Genomic DNA, 18,725 nt, shown 5'->3' with positions numbered 1-18,725 from the left:
ATCCCGCTCGATCCGGCTCCAGCGGATGCGGTGCAGCGTTCGCTGCACCGCATCCTCCCCCAGTGCCCGCACCGCCGCTCCCGAGGAGCGGAGGATTCGGGTTCCTCTCGCGTATCACCAGATCGCCCCTGGGGACTTCTCCCCTCCGACCTCTCACTGCCCCGGTGGGCAGTCACTTTCTGCAGCGGTACAGGAGCTTACTCGGGCGTCGGCGCTGATGACCTTGATCTTTTTGACGGTGCTCTCCACAGCACCGGAGCTGTGAGAATGAGGGAGCCCGGCGGAGACTGCTGCGTGGTCGTGTCGAACCGCTACTAGCTTGACTCTGTCGGGGATCTTGGAATCGCCGAGGTCAGCTGCCCAGGGTTCGCCAGGACTTCAGCCGGGGAATTTCGCGCTGGTCGAGGTAGTCCTGGAAGGTGGTCGGTCGGCGGGGTGCGGGGATTTCCTCGTCCGGTGGCAGTTTGCTGAGGCGCTCGATGTTGACGGCGATGGCTGTCAGGATGTGCTGTCGTGCCACCCGGGTTGCTCACCCGCGCGATCCGCGCGGTCACAGGCGGAACGTGCTCACCGGAACGGGGCCAAGGGACAATGGGCACCTCGACAGCTGCATCGGTCGGCGGAACTACCCGAGCATGCCCGTCGATCGAGCTGCCGCACCGGGAAACTCCAAGATCCCCGACAGAGTCAAGCTAGAGGCGATCAGATGAGGCGGGGAGTGGTGGGACCGGGCGGTCGAGACCGGTCTACCAGGCGCTGGCGGTCGCGCGGTACCAGACGAACGGCGGCTCCCCGGCGACGCTGCCGCGCTGAGGGGTGTGCTGCCGATCGGCGGCCCCGGTCAGCGCTTGCCGCCCCGGCCGGTACGGAAGGCGGAGGGATCGGTCGAGACGAGCCGCTTGAGCAGGGCGGGAGTCCGCCCGCCTCGATCCTCATGGTTCTCTACGGCGCGGAGCGCGGGCAGCAGGATGCCCGCTCCGGCGGACCGCAGCGGGTCCGGCGGTATCCAGCCCCCCGGGGTGCGGGCCAGGGCCGAGCGGCTCCACTCGTCGGTAACGCCGAGGGCGAACGAGGCGAGGATTCGGGCCATCAGCCGCGAGGGCCCCACCCCGTCGCCGGAGTAGCCGGTCGCGTAGCAGGCGTTCGGGACGGAGCGAAGCCAGCCCGCGAAGGGCAGTGAGGTGACGGAGTACTCGACGGGGGCGGTCCATGACGAGGCCACGGGCGCGTCGGCGAGGGAGGGGAAGAGCCGAACGAGGTGGCGGCGCATCTCGGCCATCCGCAGGGGCGGCCCCCACTGGGTACTCGGCGCGGAGCCACCGTAGGCCATCCCGGCACCGCCCTTGCCGAACAGCAGTCGGCCGTCCGGTGTCCTGCGGTAATAGTTCAGCCGCCGCCGGGCGTCGCAGACCGAGGTTCCGTCGTCCCATCCCAGGGCGTCCAGCTCGTCGGCGATCGGCGCGGTCAGCAGGGTGTCGCTGGCTATGGTCACCATGGTGCGGCCCAGGTCTTCCAGGGAGGACGCCCAGGCGTTGATGGCCAGCACCACCTTGTCGGCGAGGACGCTCCCGTACGGGGTGACCGCCCGGGTCCGCGGGCCCGGGCGCAGGGCGAGCAGGGGGGTGCGCTCGTGGATGCGCACCCCGGCGTCCAGGGCGACCCGGCGCAGCCCGCGGGCGAGCTCGGCGGGCTGCAGTGTGGCGCAGCCCGGGTCGATCAATCCGCCGTAGTGGCTCTCGACGCCGACGGCTTCGCGTGCCTCGGTCGCGGAGACCTGGTGCAGTGGCTCGACGCCGGCGCGGTACAGGTCCTCCAGGGTCTGCCGCCATGAGCCGCGCTGCGCCGGGGACGACGCCGCGAGCAGCCACGGTCCGCGCCGGTGCCCGATGTCGATGGCGTGCTCGTCGGCGAAGTCGATGATCTCGTCGACCGCCCGGGCCGAGGCCTCCGCTATCCAGCGGGCCTCCTCCGGGCCGCTGAGGGCGACGAGGCTGCTGAACCGTGCCCACATCGGCATCAGGAAGCCGGCGTTGGCGCCGCTCGCGCCGCTGCCGCAAAGGTCCGCATCGATCAGCACCACGTCGGTGCCGGGAGCCCTGCGGGCGATCTCCAGAGCCGTCCAGAGGCCGGTGAAACCGCCGCCCACGATGCAGACGTCGCAGCGCAGTTCATCCTCCAGCATCGGTGAACGGCCGTCGTCCGGCTCGTGCGCCAGGGCTTCGTGCAGCCATCCGGACCGGTGTTGGGGGGCGGGGGCGTCGTAGTGCGGCCAGGTACGGGGCAGAACCAGATCGGTCACAGCGTCTCTCCGTCGGGCAGGGATACGGGCTACGGAATCGGGCGGGTGCGATGCGATCAGCGCGGGTCCGGGTCCCGCAGGTCCGGAGCGACGGGGACGCCTGCCCGCACGGCGGCGTTGAGCAGGTCGATCCTGGAGCCCACGCCGAACGTCCGGAACAGTTTGCGGAGGTGGTAGTTGACCGTGTGGGGGGACAGCTGGAGGCGTCCGGCCATCTCCTGGTTGGTCAGCCCCTCGGCCACCAGCCGCAGTAGCAGGCGCTGCCGCTCATCGAGCTCGGGGCCCGCCCATTCGTCGAGGGGCGGCGGGGGCGCCGTCGGCTCGCCCAGGGCAGCCCGCTCGCGGCGCAACGCGGTCCGCAGCACCTGGGGGACCGTTTCCGCAACCAGGCAGCGCGCGAGCAGGCTGACGAAGGCGGGGGCACCGCCCTGGTCATGGAGCAGGCCGGTCGCGTACGCCTCCTCCAGTACCGGGATGAGGGCGGCGGTGGAGGTGCCCAGGAGTCGGCCCAGCGTCTTGGGGCCGCACCCGTCGTCCAGCACTGCCATCAGGCACAGCAACTGACGGCAGAGGCCGGAGGAAACGGCGAGGGTGTCCCGGACGTAGAAGCCGGCCTGTTCCGAAACGCGGGAGGTGACCAGTTCGGCCACCCCGGACACGGTCCGCACGCTGCCCTCCTCCTGCAGCCCGCGCACAAATTCGATCAGCAGTCCGGGGTGCCCGCCGACCTGTTCCAGCAGCCGCAGCAGCGGTCCGTCGAGCCGCGCGTCGAGGAGGTCGGACGCCAGGTCGCGGGCGGCGCCCCGGGACAGCGGGCCCAGCACCAGGCGCGTCGTGCAGAGGAAGGGCGACACGTCGATGCCGTCGGCCCGGCGCGGAGGCGTGCCCGCCGGGGAGGCCGTCATCCACACCGTGTGGCTGGACGGGCGGGGGCCGGGACCTTCCCGGCCCAGCCCGCTGCCGGGGCGGAAGGGTTCGTCGACAACGACGAGAGTGGGCACGGAGTCACCGGACGTGGCTGCCGGAATCTCCCCGCGCAGCAGGCGGAATCCCCGCCTGCGCGCGGTCTCCGCCGCTTCCTGGAGCATCCTGGTCTTACCCATTCCCCGGGGGCCGACCACGTACATCAGGGCGTTGCCGCCTGTGCAGGCGCAGTCGAGCGCTTCGTACACACGACGGGTCTCGGATTCCCTTCCGCGCTGGGGCAGAGCGGGCAGAGTGCTGGACAGGGGGCTCTCTCCTCGTCGGGGCCGGGTGGTGCCGGCGCGGTCCGTGCGGTCGGGGTCAAAGCCCCTCCGGGGCGGCGGTCAGCGGGAGTCGCCGTAGCGGCGGACCCCTACGGTGCGGAAGCGTTCGGCCACGTAGGCGCCGTCGCAGTAGACGGAGTTGCCGGAGGGGTTGAGGCCGGTGCTGTGCAGGTCGGAGTAGACGGCGGACTGAGTGATGAACCAGTCGCCCATCAGATTCACCGACAGCATCACTCCGGCGCGTTCGCACACCTCGGCGACAAGGGCCTCCACCTCCGGAGACGTGGTGTGGACGCCGACGGACAGCGCACCGGCCCGCCGGGTCACGGCGCCCAGCAGCTCGGCCCCGTGCGCGGCCGAGTCCACGGCCACCACGAAGCCGACCGGCCCGAACCACTCCCGCCCGAGGGTCTTGCGGTCCTCGTCCCGGGAGGCATCCAGCGTGACCAGGACCGGGGTGCGCAGGGTCGCCCCCGGGTGACCGGGGTGCGCCACGGCACGCGGCGCCAGAGCTACCGGCCCGATGGCGCCGGAGGCCGCGTGCTCGACGTCCTCCAGGACGTCGAGGCCCACCAGCGCCCCGAGCACCGCGATCGCGGACAGGTCGTCGGCGAGCAGGGCGGTGACGGTGGCCGCGAGGTCCCCTACCACCTCGGCGTACGTCCGGTGGCCTTCGTCCGTCGTGATCCCGTCGCGGGGCACGAGCAGGTTCTGCGGGCTGGTGCACAGCTGGCCGCTGTACAGGGCGAGCGAGAAGGCGAGGTTGTGCAGCATGCCCCGGTAGTCGGCGGTGGACTCGACGAGGAGGGAGTTGACCGCGGACTTGGCGGTGAAGACCCGGGCCTGCCGGGCGTTGGTTTCCAACCAGTCGCCGAACTCCGATGTTCCGGCGTAGTCGACGATGCGCACCTCGGGACGGAGCGCCAGGGTAGCGGCCAGCCGTTCGCCCGGACGCTCGGGGGCCAGCGCGACGAGATTCGGGTCGAAGCCGGACTCCCCCAACACCTCGCGGGCGATGCGGACGGTCAGCGCGAGCGGGAGGACGGCCCCTGGGTGCGGCTTGACGAGCACGGCGTTGCCGGTGGCCAGCGAGGCGAAGAGGCCTGGGTAGCCGTTCCAGGTGGGGAAGACCCGGTTGGCGATCACCAGGCTCACCCCGCGCGGCACCACGGTGAAGGTCTTGGCCAGGGAGAACATCCGGCCGTCCGGCATAGGTTTGTTCCAGGTCACCTCGGTGGGCATCCGGGTTTGCTCGAAGAGTGCGTAGGCGACCGCTTCCAGCCCCCGGTCCTGGGCGTGCACGGCTCCAGCGTGGAAGGCCATCAGGAAGTTGTGGCCGCTGGTGTGCACGGCCGCGTGGGCGAGCTCGAAGGAGTGGGCATTGATCCGTTCGAGGATTTCGGCGCACACTGCGGCGCGTCCCCACGGGCCGGCCTCCCGCCACCCCGTCATCGCGGCCTCCATGGCCGGCAGCAGGACGTCGGGGTCGGCGTGAGCGTAGGTGATGCCCAGCCCGAATCCGTACGGAGAGCGCTCGCCGCCGTCCTCGAGGCCGGGCCCGACCGAACCGTCCCGGCCCGGCTGGTCCGAGGTGAACTCCTGGCCCAGTAACCGTTGGAAGGTATCGCTCCCCGCCGTCCGGGCGAGCTCCCCGTAGGCGGCGGCCTCGTCCGGGTAGGGGGACCAGTACTCCCTGGTGCGGATCGCCGTGACGGCGCGTTCAAGTGGTATTCGGTGACGCTCCAGCAGGCCCTGTGCCGGTTCGGCGGCTGCTGTCTGGGACCGGGCGATGGTCATGCGGTTGCCTCCTGGGGCCGGAACGGCTGGGACGTCGGTGCGCCGGGCCGGCGGGACGCGGTGGTCCCGCCGGCCCGGCATCGGGGGCGGTCAGTCGGCGCGGATCCGGTAACGCCGGTCCAGCGCCCGGTCTGGGAGCACTCGCTTGAGGACGTGGAAGGAACGGGCATCCTTACCCACCTGATACCGGGTACGGGGCTTGGAGGCCGTCAGTGCCCCATAGACCGTGCGGGCGAAGTCCTCGGGGCTGGTGCCCGTACCGGTCTGCTGCTCGTTCGCGTCGAGGAAGTGTCCGAACGCGGTGCGGTAGGGCTCGGTGACCGCCGGGGGGAGATCGTCGAAGTCCCTCCGGGCGCCGACCGTGAGCTTGTCCCAGATCGGTGTCATGATCGCCCCGGGCTGGACGACGCAGACGCCGACACCGGTCCGGTGCAGTTCCCGCCGCAGCACGTCCGACATCGCCTCCTTGGCGAACTGGGCCGCCGCGTAGGCACCGAGGAAGGGCAGCGCGACGCTGCCCAGACCGGAGGTCACGTTGACGATACGGCCCCGGGAGCGGCGCAGCTGCGGCAGGAAACCCTGGGTCACGGCCAGTTGACCGATGACGTTGGTATCGAGCTGCTGCCGCATCCGCTGCGGGGTGACGCACTCCAGCGGGGCGGACACCGCGATGCCCGCGTTGTTGACGAGGCCCCAGAGCCCGGAGCCGCCGGTGTCCGCGGTGACTTCCTTGACGGCTGCGGCCACCGACTCCTCGTCCGTGACGTCGATGCGGACGGGCCGGATGCGTCCGGACGGGGACAGGGCCGCCAGGTCTTCGCCGTCGCGCGTCCTGCGGACGCCGGCGAAGACCTGGAAGCCGACCCGGGCCAGCTGCAGTGCGCAGGTGTGCCCGAGGCCCGAGGAAGCACCCGTCACCAGAACGTGCTTGTCCCCGGGAGGGAGAAACTTCGCTGAGCGGTAGGTCATGGTCGCTCCTTCGGTTCGGATCAGCCGGACGGGACGGCGGGGTAGGTGAGGGCGCTCTCCAGGGTGCGGACCAGCCGTCGCTTCGGCAGGAACTTGAAGTAGGCGTCCCGGACCGGCCTGCGGACGGGGTTCTCGGACTGTTCGAAGGTGCTGATGGCGCGGGAGGCGGCGACCAGGGCGCGGGTGCGCTCACGGCGCTCGTCCTCGTAGCGGCGCAGCGCCGTCGGCAGGTCGGTGGCCTCCGCCAGCCTTCGGCCGAGCACGACGGCGTCCTCGATTGCCATGCACGAGCCCTGGCCCAGGCTGGTGAGCATCGGGTGCGCGGCGTCGCCGAGGAGTGTGACGGGACCCTCGCCCCAGCTCTCCAGGAAGACCCGGTCCCGGGAGGGCACGGCGAGGATGTCCTCCTCGGGGGTGGCCCGGACGGCTTCCTGGACGACGTCGGCCCAACCCGCGTAGGCCCGTTGTACGTCGGCCTTGCCGCCCTTCCAGTCGTGGGACTCCTCGGTGGGCATGTTCTTGGTGCCCCACCAGTACAGGCGCCCGCCTCCCATGTCGACGAGGCCGAAGCGACTGCCGCTGCCCCAGTAGTGGGTGACGGACCCGGGTGCGAAGTGGGGGTGGGAGAAGGGGACGACGGCCAGCCAGCAGATGTATCCACTGTCCATGGACTCCTCGGGGCCGGTCAGCTGGCGGCGGACCACCGAGTTGAAGCCGTCCGCGCCGATGAGGACGTCCCCGCGCGCTTCGGTACCGTCCGCGAAGCGGACCCGTACGCCTCCGTCGGCCTCGCTCTCGTATCCGGTGGCCTGGGCGCCGAGGGTGATCGGGACACCCGACGCGGCGTCGAGCAGGGTCTGCTGGAGGTCTGAGCGGGTGATCAGCACACTGGGTACGCCCAGCCTGCCGATGATCTCCGGGAAGGGGAACTCGCGGATGAGGCGGCCCGTGGCGGTGCGGACGTGGTACGACTCCAGCACGCTGCCGCGCTTGGCCAGGTCGATGCCGAGGCCGAGCGAGTCCAGGGCGGCGATGGCGTTGCTCATCACGGAGAGCCCTGATCCGGCGGCCCGCAGTTCGCCCGCCCGCTCGTAGACCTCGACGTCGAGGCCCGCCGCGCGCAGCGCGACGGCGGCGGTGAGTCCGCCGATCCCCGCGCCGATGACGAGGGCCTTGCGCCGCGGGCCCCGGCCGGATCCGCGCGTTGCCCCATGGTCGGTTCGCAGTGTTGTCATCTCAGTGCCCGATCAGCTCGTTGACGGTCCTGACCATGTGGCCGATGTACGGCTCCTCCATGATGGTCAGGTGGTCGCCGGGGACGAGGACGACGGAGAGCTTGCCGCTCGTGCGCTCCCGCCACCCGTTGGACGGGTCCCTGTGCATGCTGTCGATCGCGGTGTGCATGGAGTCGAGGACCGCAGGCAGCGGCTCGGTGGCCCGGATGAGCACCATGTCCTGCTCGACCGGGTCGGGGCGGTAGTCGAACGCCGCCCTCCAGTTCGCCTCGTACACGTGGAACAGCCGCCGCACGATCGTGCCCGAACTGTCGGCAGGAAGCACGCCTTCGTCGATGGCGAGCTGAGCGATGAAGTCGAACTTCGCTTCCAGCGTGGTGAGTTCGGCGGGTATAAGCTCCAGGGGCGAGTTCCCTCCCCGCTGGAGCCACAGCAGCTCCCAGAAGAACCAGCCGAGCAGCGCGTCGTCGTCGGTGGTGAGTCGGCGGCCCGGATTGAGCGCCGTCGTGTCCAGCAGGACCAGGCGCTGGAGCCGCTCCCCCGCCGCCCGCAGCTGACGGGCGATCTCGAAGGCGACGAACCCGCCGAAGGACCAGCCGCCGATGGTGTAGGGGCCGGTGGGCTGGACGCGCCGGATCGACTCGATGTAGCGGGCGGCGATCTCCTCGACCGTACGGAGCGGTTCGGTGCCGGCGTCGACACCGGCCGCCTGGAGCGCGTAGAACGGCTGGTCGTCGGGGAGATGAGCGGCGTACCGGAGATAGCAGAGCACGTTGCCGCCCATGGGGTGGACGAAGAACATCGGCCGATTGGCGCCCTTCGCGCGGATCGGGACGAGCGGGTCGAAAGCGCTCTTGGCCCCGCCGGAGCGCAGCGTGGCGGCGAGGGCCGCGACGGTCGGCGCGGCGACGAACTCCGACATGGGGACGTTGATGCCGTAGCGCTGCTCGATCACGACCACCAGGCGCATGGCGGTGAGCGAGGTTCCGCCCAGGTCGAAAAAGTTCTGGTGGACTCCGAGTTCGGACAGCTGGAGGTGGTCGCGGACGATCTCGCCGAGTGTGCGTTCGTAGGCGTCGCGCGGCGGTGTGACGTCGTGCGCGGTGCTCGTGGCGAGCGGAACCTGCCGCAGCGCCGAGTCGTCCCGCTTCCCGCTCGGGGTGAGGGGCAGGGTGTCCAGGACCTGGTAGGTCGAGGGCACCATGTACTCGGGTAGCACGTTGCGCAGTTGCTTGTCGAGCAGGTCCCTCCCGGTGTCGGAGAGCCGCCCGACCAGGAAGGCGGCCAGGAACGACTCGTTGTCCCCGCGCCGACGGGCGACGACGGCCGCTTCGGTCAGGCCCGGGTGGTCGCCGAGGAAGCCGGTGATCGCGAGCTCCACTTCTGAGGGCTCGACCCGGTAGCCGCGTACCTTGACCTGGGAGTCCGCCCGGCCCAGGCACACGATCTCGCCGCCCGGGAGGGTGAAGCCGAGGTCGCCCGTCCGGTAGAGCCGCTCTCCAGGGGCACCGAAGGGATGCGGCAGGAAGCGTTCCTCGGTCAGTTCGGGCAGCCCCACATAGCCGTCGGCCAGGCACGATCCGGCAAGGTGGATCTCGCCCTTCACCCCGGCGGGCACCGGTCGCAGCCTGGCGTCCAGGACGTGGGCCCGGCTCCCGTCGATCGCGGTGCCGATGGGAGGCATCGCCGGGAAAGCGGCGGGATCGCCCGTCATGGTGTGGCTGGTGACGACGTGCGACTCGGTCGGCCCGTACTGGTTCTCCAGGATGATCCCGGGCACTTCGGCGCACAGCCGGCGGATCTCCTCGGTGACCCGCAGCTGCTCCCCGGAGGAGAGCAGTGCCTTGAGGTGGCGAGGCACCAGACCCAGTCCCTGGGAGGTCTCGGCGAGCTGCTGGAGCGTCACGTAGGGCAGGCACACTCGTTGGACTCTCTCCTCGTCGAGCAACCGCAGGAGGGCCGGCATGTCGCGGCGCTGCTCCTCGGCCAGGACGAGCAGGGTGCCGCCGCCGCAGAGCGTGGAGAAGATCTCCTGGAAGGAGACATCGAAGCTCATCGGCGCGTACTGCGCGGTGACGCCTCCCATGACGCCGCTGGGGATGCTGTTCTGCCAGGCGATCAGACGGCCGAGGGTCCGGTGGGACTGGATGACGCCCTTGGGCCGCCCCGTGGATCCGGAGGTGAAGAGGATGTACGCGGTGTCCTCCGGGGCGATCCGGCGCGGTTCCGCGGAGGTGCCGTCGCCGTCGGCGGGTCCGGCGGCGAGCAGTTCGGCGGCCGGGACCAGGGGCGAGACGCTCCCCAGGCCGTCCGGCTGCTCGGCCCCGGTGATGATCCGGAAGGGGCGGGCCTGTTCCACCATGTCCAGGAGCCGCTCGACCGGATAGGCGAGGTCCAACGGTACGGTCGCGGCGCCCGCCTTCATCACCCCGAGGATCACGGTGACGGTGTCCGGTGAGCGGTCCATGGCGATGCCGATCCGGTCGCCGGGGCGGGCGCCGAGGGCGACCAGTCGGCGCGCCACCCGGTCGGAGGCCTCGCCGAGTTCGGCGTAGGTACGGCTCTCCCGGCCGAAGACCACGGCCCTTGCGCCGGGGGTGCGCAGCGTCTGCTCCCGTACGGCGCCGACCACGTCCGTGAAGGGCTCGGCGGCGGCGCGGACAGGTGCGGGAGCGGCAGCCGGAAGCTCCAGCAGTCCGGGGTCGGCCGGTTCGTCGGGGTGGCGGACCAGGTGCGTCAGGACCGCGGTGAAGCCCTCGGCGTACAGGTCGGCCTGGGCCGGAGTGAAGGTGAGTCCGTGGCAGTCGATTCGCAGCCGGATCCGGCCGTCGACCGGGTCGGTCATGGCATTGACCAGGAGCTGGAAGTTGGTTTCCTCCCAGGCCCGGAAGGAGTGCATGGCGACGCCGGGCAGCGTGAACACCTCGGTCAGTTGCCGGAAGTGGATGTAGTTGAAGGCCGTCTCCAGGACCGTGACGCCCAGGTCCTCCTGGACGGCGCTGAGCGGGTAGCGGCGGTGTGGGTAGGTGGCCCGTTCCTGGCGCAGCGCTTCCTCGACCACGTCGGACCAGGTGGGCCGGGCGGTGTCGACGCGGACCGGGAGTGTGTTGAGGAACAGGCCGGTGATGCGCTCGGCGTCCTCGTACTCGGGGCGTCCGTGGGTGACCAGGCCGGTGGTGACGTCCTCGGTGCCGGAGTACAGGCGCAGTGCCAGGACGTGCACCGCGAACAGCACTGACTTCATAGGCAGTTGGCGGTCGCGGGCGAAAGCGCGGACCTCGGCGGTGAGTTCGTCCGGCAAGTCAACGACCCGGGTGATCAGGTCGTACGGGCCGGGAGCCTCGTGCTGCCGGAAGGATTCCAGGCGGAGCAGTTCGGCGTCCTTGAGGTAGCGGGTCCAGAACTCCTTGTTGAGAGCGGACTCCAGCGCGTTGCGCTCGGCGAGCACGTGGTGGGCCGGCGAGGGCAGCTCCCGTACGGGGACGGCCGGGATGTCCAGGCCCAGGCTGTGGAGGTAGTCCTGGAGCAGCTCCCGCACCAGGTTGGCGACGCTGCCGCCGTCGAGGATCGCGTGGTGGAAGCTCAGCACCAGCTCCACGGTCTCCGGTCGCACGTGTACCCGGAAGTGGTAGAGGGGAGCCTGCTCCATGTCGTAATGCCAGTAGCGGCGTTCGTCGATATGGGCGCCGATCTGCGCCTCCGCCTCCGCCTCGTCGTGGTCGCGGAGGTCGACGATCCGCAGCCCGCCGGGGGCTGTGCGGTCCACGATCTGCAGCGGTTCGGAGAAGCCGCCGAGGTCGAAGGCGGAGCGCAGGACGGGGTGCCGGGCGATCAGTCGCGCGAACGCCTGCTCAAACCTTTCCGTGTCCCATCCGAAGGTGAAGCTGTACCGGAAGACGTCGTGATAGACGGCGGAGTTCTCCTGGGCCCGGCTGTGGTAGATCAGGCCGAGCTGGAGGCGGGTGAGCGGATAGGCGTCCTCCCGGCCCGCCAGGCGGGCCCGGTCCACCCCGGAGACCAGCTCGAACGGCTCCAGCCGCGGGGACCCGCCGGGCGCTCCGGTGGTGGCCCGTTCGGCCAGCCCCGCCACCGTGGGGTGGCGCACCACGTCGTCGAGCGTGAAGTGGATGCCCTGCTTCTCGGCCAGCGCGCGGACCCGGAGCACGGTAATGGAGTCGCCGCCGAGCGCGAAGTAGTCGTCGTGGACGCCGACGACGTCCCGGTCGAGTACGTCGGCCCAGATCGCGGCGATCGCCTCCTCGGTGGCGTTGCGCGCGGCGGCCGGGGCGCTCTCGGGCGCGGGTGCGGTCACCGGTGCGGGCAGGGCACGCCGGTCGGCCTTGCCGTTGGGCGTCAGCGGTACCCGGTCGATCCGGACGAAGTGGGCGGGAACCATGAAGGCGGGCAGCAGGGCGCGGAGTTCGGCGTCCAGCCGTCGCGCGTCCAGCTCCGCGTCGGAGACGTAGTAGGCGACGAGGTAGGTGCCCCGTGCGGCGGAATGGTGGTCCACGACCAGGGCGGTGCGCACGCCGGCCACCTGGGCGAGCTGGTGCTGCACTTCGCCCAGCTCCACCCGGTTGCCGCGGATCTTCACCTGCCCGTCCATCCGGCCGAGGTACTCGACGGTGCCGTCCGCCAACCACCGGGCCAGGTCGCCGGTGCGGTAGATGCGGCCTCCGGGCGTGAACGGATCGTCGGTGAACTTCTCCGCGGTCAGTTCGGGGTGGTCCAGGTAGCCCCGGGCCACCTGGACGCCGCCGATGCACAGTTCGCCGGGTATGCCACCGGGCTGGAGGTTTCCGTGCGTGTCCAGCACGTACAGCTGGGTGTTGTCGACGGGCCGGCCGATGGGTACCCGGGTCGCAGCGGCCGCGGGACCGGTGGGGCAGTCGTAGTAGGACACGTCGACGGTGGCTTCGGTCGGCCCGTACAGATTCACCAGCTGCGGCGGCTCCCCCGGCCCGTCGAAGACCCGGTTGAACTGCTCGACAAGTGCGGCAGGCAGGGCCTCTCCGCTGCAGAAGACCCGGCGCAGCGAAGCCGTTTCCTGGCGCAGGTCGGGGCGGACCTCCAGGAGGTCCAGGAACGGCCCGAGCATGGAGGGGACGAAGTGCGCCGTGGTGACCGTGCCGGGCCAAGGTGTCAAGAATGGTGCGCGGGTCCTTCTGGCCGTCCGGCGGCAGCAGCGACAGGCTCGCACCCTCGACGGCCCACCAGAACAGCTCCCACACCGAGACGTCGAACGAGATCGGCGTCTTCTGCAGCAGGACGTCGTCGTCGCCGATCGGGTAGCGGCTCTGCATCCAGGCCAGCCGGTTGATAACCGAGTGGTGCTCGACCATGACGCCTTTGGGCCTGCCGGTGGAGCCCGAGGTGTAGATGACGTAGGCGAGGCCACGCGCGTCCGTGGCAGGTTCGAGCGGCGTGTCCGGGCCGTCGGCCAGTTCGTCGGCGCCGATCACCAGCACACCCTCCTCGGCAGGCGGGGTCGGGGAGCCCGCGTCCACGAGCACCGCGCGGGCGCGGCTGTCGCGAAGCAGCAGGGCGATGCGTTCGGCGGGGTAGCCGGGGTCCACCGGCACGTACGCGCCGCCAGCCTTGAGCACCCCCAGCAGGACGGCCAGAAGCTGAGGGCTGCGCTCCATCATCACGGCGATCCGGTCCTCGGCGCCGATGCCCCGGGCCCGCAGTCCCTGCGCCATCCGGTTCGCGAGGGTGTCCAGGGCGCGGTAGGTGAGCGGGGCGGAGCCGTCCGTGGGCCGGACGGCGATCCGGTCCGGTGTCCGTGCGGCCTGCTCGGCGATCAGGTCGTGCAGCGTGCGGTCCCGGGCGTAGGGGACGACGGGGCCCCCGCTCTGCTCCAGGAGCCTGAGCCGCTCGTCCACGGGCGTCAGGGGCAGCGCCTCCGCCGGGCGCTCCGGGTCGGCGACGCCGTTCTCCAGCAGGGTGAGCAGGTGCCCGGCGACGGCGTCGAGGGGGAAGTCGTCGTCGAAGACGTCGGGAGCGCCGTCGAGGTCGATGTGCAGGTCCCCGTCGTCATGGGACACGTTGACCATGACGGACAGCGCGTCCTGGACATGGACCGGGGCGAGTACGGCAGCACGGGGCCGGCCGTCCGGGCGGGGATGGCGCATGTACGAGAGCGTGACGTCGAAGAGCCTGCGGGAACCGTCCGCGGCAGCCGGGAGATCGCGCAGTACGTCGCCGAGGGCGAGCCGCTCGTGGCCTCGCAGAGCGGCGGCGCTGACCCGGACCTGCTGCGCGAGATGGTGCAAGGTGGCGCCGGGGCGCGGAGCGACCCGTACCGGCAGGCTGTTCGCGCGCTGTCCGACGGCGGTGAGCTCGGCGTCGGTGGACCGGTTACGGAAGGGGACACCGAGGACGACCTCCTCGGTGCGGTGGATCCGCGCCAGATACGTCCCGAGGGCTGCGGAGAGGAAGGCGAAGGGGGAGCTGCCCTGCCGACGGATGCGAGTGGCCAGCTCGGCGCCCACAGTGAAGGAGTGGCGGACCCGGGGCCGTTCGGCGTCGGCCGGCCTCAGGAGGTTCCGCGTGAACAGGGCGGGGGCGACACCCTCCAGCGCTGTGCGGTGGAAGGAGCGGTCGCGTTCGTAGGCAATGGACCTGCGGTAGGCGGCGTCCGCCTCGGCGAGACGGTGGAAGGACGGCGGTCGCAATGAACCGTCGGTGGAGGCGCCGGGATTGTCTCCGGCGGCCTGGACGCGGTCGTACTCCGCCCACAGCTGGAGGCTGACCTGGTTGAGCGCCCAGGCGTCGGCTATGAGGTGATGGGCCTTGAGGTGCAGCAGCGCGGGCCCCTGACCGGTCGTTAATATCGCGACCGCGAACATCCGTGAGCGGTGCAGGACGAAGGGCCGGGTCAGCGAGCGGGCCTGCCAGGCGGCGCGCGCCGCGGCCGGGTCGCTCGCGCCGGAGAAGTCGACGACCGCCACCGGGGAGGTGCCGCCCTCCTCGTCGTCGGTGCCGTCGTGGAACCACTGGACGGGTATGCCGTCCAGTTCGTCGAAGCGCAGGGAGAAGGCGTCGTTACTCTGGAGGACCCGCTCCATGCACCCTCTCAGGATTTCGGTGTCCACGTCGGACCCGATCTCCTCCTCGAAAACGACGTTGAACTGGGGATCCAGATATTCGGCGGAATCGGACACCCAGATGTCCCGTTGGTAAGAAGTAAGCGCAAAGCCATGATCGGGCGTCACCGCAACACCTTCCATAGGAATTCTAGCCAACTATTTTCGGCCGCTACCGAAGCTCGGAACCGTCCGTGCTCCGCCGAGCACTCTACTGACCGATCTGGTCAATACGGCTACTCGTTCGAGTAGTTTATTTAAAACTCGCACAGTTTTCATCTAGAGGCAGCAATATGTACGGGGCATCACTTAGGATCTCGACATGGACATTCACGCATCCTCGATACCTGACCCCCTGAAACTCGGCAAAGGGCCAGGTCTTCTCCTTGCACATGGCGCGGGGAGTGACATTCAAGACAGTTATGGACCAGTGATCGAGCGGCTTGCCGCAGTCAGCACCGTGGTCGGCCCCGATTTCCCCGGGTCCGGAAACTGCCCCTTGCCTCAGGGCCCGCTCACACTGGACGGAACAGCGGATTACCTTGTGGCGAGCGCAGTGCGCGCAGGCATCGAATCCTTCGCGATATCCGGATTTTCCATGGGGACGGCCGTGGCCGTGCGAGCAGCCACCCGCCATCCCGAGCGGGTGACCGGACTCATTCTGTCCTCCGGTCTCGCCTATCCGAATTCCCGGCTCCGCCTCGTCATCGACACCTGGCGTGCGCTCGCCCGGGACACCGGGAATCCCAGGACCCTCGCTTCCTATCTCTCACTCGTCGTGGGCGGACCCCAGTGGCTCGACGAGCGCACCCCGGAAGAAGTCGAGGAGCAGGTGGCCCTGTTCTCCGCCGGAATGCCGGCCGGAGCGGACGCGCAGCTGGCGATGTTCGACCACATCGACGTGCGGGAGGATCTCCGCTCGATCACCGTTCCCACCCTCGTGATCTCCCCCCTGGCCGACCTGATCACCACTCCTCTTCACTCACGGGAACTCGCCGACGGCATCCCGCACGCCGAGCTGGTCACGCTGGACTGCGGCCACGCCATCGCCTCGGAACGCCCGGAGGCGTGGGCCGACGCGATGACGAAGTTCCTCGCCGCCCTGCCCCTCGCCGGGGGGCCGGGCGAGGGGCCGTAACCCGGATCGGACACCCGCGCCCCGCCACCGGGCCGGACACGTCCACGCCGGTGCCCGGGGGACGCTCCCCCGGGCACCGGTCGCGTACAGAGGCTCGGTTGCTCCCGTGCACCCGGGCGGTCAGGCTCCGACGGCCGACGCGGGGGACCGGCCGACCGCCGTGGTCACCAACGCGCCCACCGCGAGCGCTCCGCCCACCCACATCACCGCCGTGATGCCGACGCCGTCCGCCGCGAGCCCGCCGATCAGCGCGCCAAGCGCGATGGCTCCGTTGAACACCCCGACGAACAGCGAGGATGCCGCCTCGCGGGCGTCAGGGGAGGCGAGCAGGATCCAGGTCTGCGTGCTGACCGAGACACCTCCGTAGCTCAGGCCCCAGACCACCATCAGCACGGCGGCGAGAGCCACCGACCCGCCCAGCCACGGCAGGGCGATCACGGTGGCCGCCATGACCGCGCTGATCACCAGCAGTGTTTTGCGCGGCGAGCGGGCCGCTCCGGCCCCGGCCAGGAAGTTCCCGGCCACACCGGCGACCCCGTACACCAGGAGCAGCGTGCCGATCATTCCCGCGCCGACGCCGGAGACCTCCTCCAGTACCGGCCTGATGTAGGTGTACGCGGCGAAGTGACCGGTCACCACGAAGCCGACGACGATGAGGCCCGTACGCACCTGGGCATTGCCGAACAGTCCCATCACCCCGCTGAGCGGAATCGCACGCTCCGCGGGCAGCCGGGGCAGCAGGACCGCCGCCGCGACCAGGACCACCAGTCCGAGCCCGGCGGCCGCGAGGAACGCGGACCGCCAGCCTGCCGCCGCTCCCAGGTATGTTCCGGCCGGAACGCCCAGCACGGACGCCACAGCGATGCCGCTGAAGACCAGCGAGGTGGCGGGGCCGACCGATTTCGCCGGCACCAGCCGCACGGCGAGGCCGGCTGCGATGGCCCAGACGCCACCCATGCCGATGCCGACCAGGACGCGGGCCACGATCATGACCCCGAAGTTCGGAGCCCAGGCCGCGCCCAGGTTGCCGATCACCAGCACGGCGACCAGCGCACAGAGCGCCATCCGGCGGTCGGTCCTGCCCAGCATCGAGACGAGCACCGGGGACGAGACCGCCGCGACCAGTCCGGTGATCGTCAGCGTGAGGCCGGCTACCCCTTCGGAGACCCTGAGCGACTCGCCCATCGGCGTCAGCAGCCCGACGGGCAGCATTTCGGACGTGACCACCGTGAACGTGCCCAGCGCCAGGGCCACCACGCCCAGCCAGCCGCTGAGCGGCGACCTCTGCCGGGTGGGTGGAGTGCCTGTGGATTCCTCAACCTGCGTCATGCCTCCAGCCAACAGACGGCGGGGCCAGGGAACAACGGTCAACCGCTCATCCTTCTATGAGCTGGGCTCATCGATAGATTGGCCGTCCGCGAGCACCGGTGCCGCGGTGAGGGGAGAAACCGCTGTGAGCAGTCTGGACGCCCGCGAGCTGGAGGCCTTTCTCGCGCTGGCCGAAGAACTCCACTTCGGGCGAGCAGGGGAACGCCTGTACCTCTCGCAGAGCCGCATCAGCCAACTGCTGCGGTCCCTGGAGAGCAAGATCGGCGCCCGACTCGTCGAGCGCACCAGCCGCCGGGTCAGGCTCACGCCGCTCGGCGAGCAGCTCCTCGCGGGACTGCGCCCGGCCTTCGACGCCATCGTGAAGACGATCGACGAGGTCCGGGACGTGGCGCGGGGGGTCGGGGGGCTGCTCCGCATCGGCTTCCAGGGCACGGCCAACGACCAGGTCATGAACGCCATCGCACTCTTCCAGAGTCGGTATCCGGACTGCGCCACAGAGATCGTGGAGATACCCTTCTCCGATCCCTTCGGCCCGGTGCACCGACGGGAGGTCGACACGGCCGTGGTGCTGATGCCGGTCCGCGAGAGCGAGTTGGTGCTGGGCCAGGTCTTCTCCAAGCAGCCGCAGTCGCTCGCCGTGTCCACCCGGCACCCCTTCGCGAAGCGCGACGCCCTCGGCGCCGAGGACCTTGCAGCCTGTTCACTCATCGCCGTCCACGGCGCGGCCCCGGAGTACTGGCGCCGCGCCCAGGCCCCGGCCGTCACTCCCGGGGGCCGCCCCATCCCCGCCGGCCCCTCGGTAGGCACCCTTCAGGAGGGCCTGGCGCTGGTACAGGCGGACCGAGGCTCGATGCTGCTGTGTCACCCCACCGCCAACTACTACGGCCGCCGCGCGGTCACCTTCGTTCCCCTCACCGGCCTCCAGGACTCCTTTCTCGGCCTCGTGTGGCACCGCAACTACGAGACCGCCCGCACCCGCGCCTTCTCCCAGGCCCTCGCGGCCGTCGCCAACGCTGCCGGGTGAGCGGCCCGGCGGGGACCCGGCACACTGAGGCGTCCCCCGGAGTGTGGACACAGGGGCTCATGCCGCGATTGAGAGTTTAACTGCTCGCAGATGCTGCTGTTCGAACTCCACGGGTGAGAGGTAGTTGAGAGCACTGTGGCGCCTGCGGGCGTTGTAGTAGGTGAGCCACTGGAAGATTTCCAGCCTCGCCTGAAGCATCGTGGAGAACAACCTCCGGTGCATCGTCTCCCTCTTGAACCCCTGCCAGAACGACTCGGCGAGGGCGTTGTCATAGCTCGAGCCGACCCGACCCATGCTCCGGCGGATCCCGAAACCCTCGCAGACCTGCGCGAACGCGGCCGATGTGTACTGGGCGCCCCTGTCCGCGTGGAAAATCACTCCGCCGACGTTGCCGCCGCGGGCCGTGACTGCCATTTTCAGCGCGTCGATGACCAGCTCGGCCCGCATGTGTGAGGCCATCGAGTAGCCGAGCACCCGGCGTGAGTAGATGTCCAGGACACAGGCGAGATACATCCACGCGCCGCCGACCTGCACGTATGTGATGTCGCCGCACCACTTCTCGTCCAAATGCCCGGCGGAGAAGTCGCGCTGGACGAGGT

General features: G+C 70.4%; 10 protein-coding genes and 1 pseudogene. 2 read left to right on the top strand and 9 right to left on the bottom strand.

All coding sequences use genetic code 11. The features are described from left to right. Positions 1 to 352 precede the first annotated feature (352 nt). The 7 genes and pseudogenes from ACWD04_RS14600 to ACWD04_RS14570 form a co-directional block, all read right to left on the bottom strand. The gene (locus ACWD04_RS14600; RefSeq protein ID WP_451131715.1) at positions 353 to 520 is read right to left on the bottom strand and encodes a hypothetical protein; all 168 of its coding nucleotides are present in this window, start codon (positions 518 to 520) and stop codon (positions 353 to 355) included. Positions 521 to 841: 321 nt separating this feature from the next. Further along, the gene (locus ACWD04_RS14595) at positions 842 to 2,299 is read right to left on the bottom strand and encodes an NAD(P)/FAD-dependent oxidoreductase (protein ID WP_451131713.1); all 1,458 of its coding nucleotides are present in this window, start codon (positions 2,297 to 2,299) and stop codon (positions 842 to 844) included. A gap of 56 nt (positions 2,300 to 2,355) precedes the next feature. Further along, positions 2,356 to 3,507 (bottom strand): LuxR C-terminal-related transcriptional regulator, encoded by a 1,152-nt coding sequence (locus ACWD04_RS14590; RefSeq protein ID WP_451132244.1) that lies wholly within the window; start codon positions 3,505 to 3,507, stop codon positions 2,356 to 2,358. A gap of 99 nt (positions 3,508 to 3,606) precedes the next feature. Then, a complete protein-coding gene (gene paaN / locus ACWD04_RS14585; RefSeq protein WP_451131711.1) occupies positions 3,607 to 5,343 on the bottom strand; it encodes a phenylacetic acid degradation protein PaaN in 1,737 nt (578 codons plus the stop codon). Between the two features lie 90 nt (positions 5,344 to 5,433). Then, positions 5,434 to 6,312, bottom strand: coding sequence for an SDR family oxidoreductase (locus ACWD04_RS14580; protein WP_451131709.1), 879 nt, complete (start codon positions 6,310 to 6,312; stop codon positions 5,434 to 5,436). A gap of 20 nt (positions 6,313 to 6,332) precedes the next feature. Continuing rightward, positions 6,333 to 7,547, bottom strand: a complete 1,215-nt coding sequence (locus tag ACWD04_RS14575) for an FAD-dependent monooxygenase (RefSeq protein ID WP_451131707.1) — start codon at positions 7,545 to 7,547, stop codon at positions 6,333 to 6,335. Between the two features lies 1 nt (position 7,548). Beyond that, positions 7,549 to 14,779 (bottom strand): annotated as a pseudogene (locus tag ACWD04_RS14570) (amino acid adenylation domain-containing protein). A gap of 178 nt (positions 14,780 to 14,957) precedes the next feature. Between ACWD04_RS14570 and ACWD04_RS14565 the strand changes: the two are divergent. Beyond that, entirely contained in the window at positions 14,958 to 15,773 is an 816-nt protein-coding gene (locus ACWD04_RS14565; RefSeq protein ID WP_451131705.1) for an alpha/beta fold hydrolase, read from the top strand. Between the two features lie 120 nt (positions 15,774 to 15,893). Here ACWD04_RS14565 and ACWD04_RS14560 read toward each other — a convergent pair whose 3' ends face one another. Next, on the bottom strand, positions 15,894 to 17,102 hold the full coding sequence (locus ACWD04_RS14560; RefSeq protein ID WP_451131703.1) for an MFS transporter: 1,209 nt from the start codon (positions 17,100 to 17,102) through the stop codon (positions 15,894 to 15,896). Positions 17,103 to 17,226: 124 nt separating this feature from the next. On the opposite strand from ACWD04_RS14560, the gene ACWD04_RS14555 reads away from it, so the two are divergent. Beyond that, positions 17,227 to 18,126 (top strand): LysR family transcriptional regulator, encoded by a 900-nt coding sequence (locus tag ACWD04_RS14555; RefSeq protein ID WP_451131701.1) that lies wholly within the window; start codon positions 17,227 to 17,229, stop codon positions 18,124 to 18,126. A gap of 57 nt (positions 18,127 to 18,183) precedes the next feature. On the opposite strand, the gene ACWD04_RS14550 is transcribed toward ACWD04_RS14555, so the two are convergent. After that, positions 18,184 to 18,725 (bottom strand): IS3 family transposase (locus ACWD04_RS14550; RefSeq protein WP_451131699.1); only part of this gene is annotated, 542 nt, incomplete at its 5' end.

This window comes from Streptomyces sp. NPDC002911 (genome assembly GCF_053591835.1).
Note: the sequence above shows the minus strand (reverse complement) of the source record. Positions and strands in the feature narration are given on the sequence as shown.

Bases quoted from the DNA above. Each gene is read 5' to 3' on its own strand.
- ACWD04_RS14565 (WP_451131705.1), top strand. From the start codon at position 14,958: ATGGACATTCACGCATCCTCGATACCTGACCCCCTGAAACTCGGCAAA.
- paaN (WP_451131711.1), bottom strand. From the start codon at position 5,343: ATGACCATCGCCCGGTCCCAGACAGCAGCCGCCGAACCGGCACAGGGC.
- ACWD04_RS14560 (WP_451131703.1), bottom strand. From the start codon at position 17,102: ATGACGCAGGTTGAGGAATCCACAGGCACTCCACCCACCCGGCAGAGG.
- ACWD04_RS14575 (WP_451131707.1), bottom strand. From the start codon at position 7,547: ATGACAACACTGCGAACCGACCATGGGGCAACGCGCGGATCCGGCCGG.
- ACWD04_RS14580 (WP_451131709.1), bottom strand. From the start codon at position 6,312: ATGACCTACCGCTCAGCGAAGTTTCTCCCTCCCGGGGACAAGCACGTT.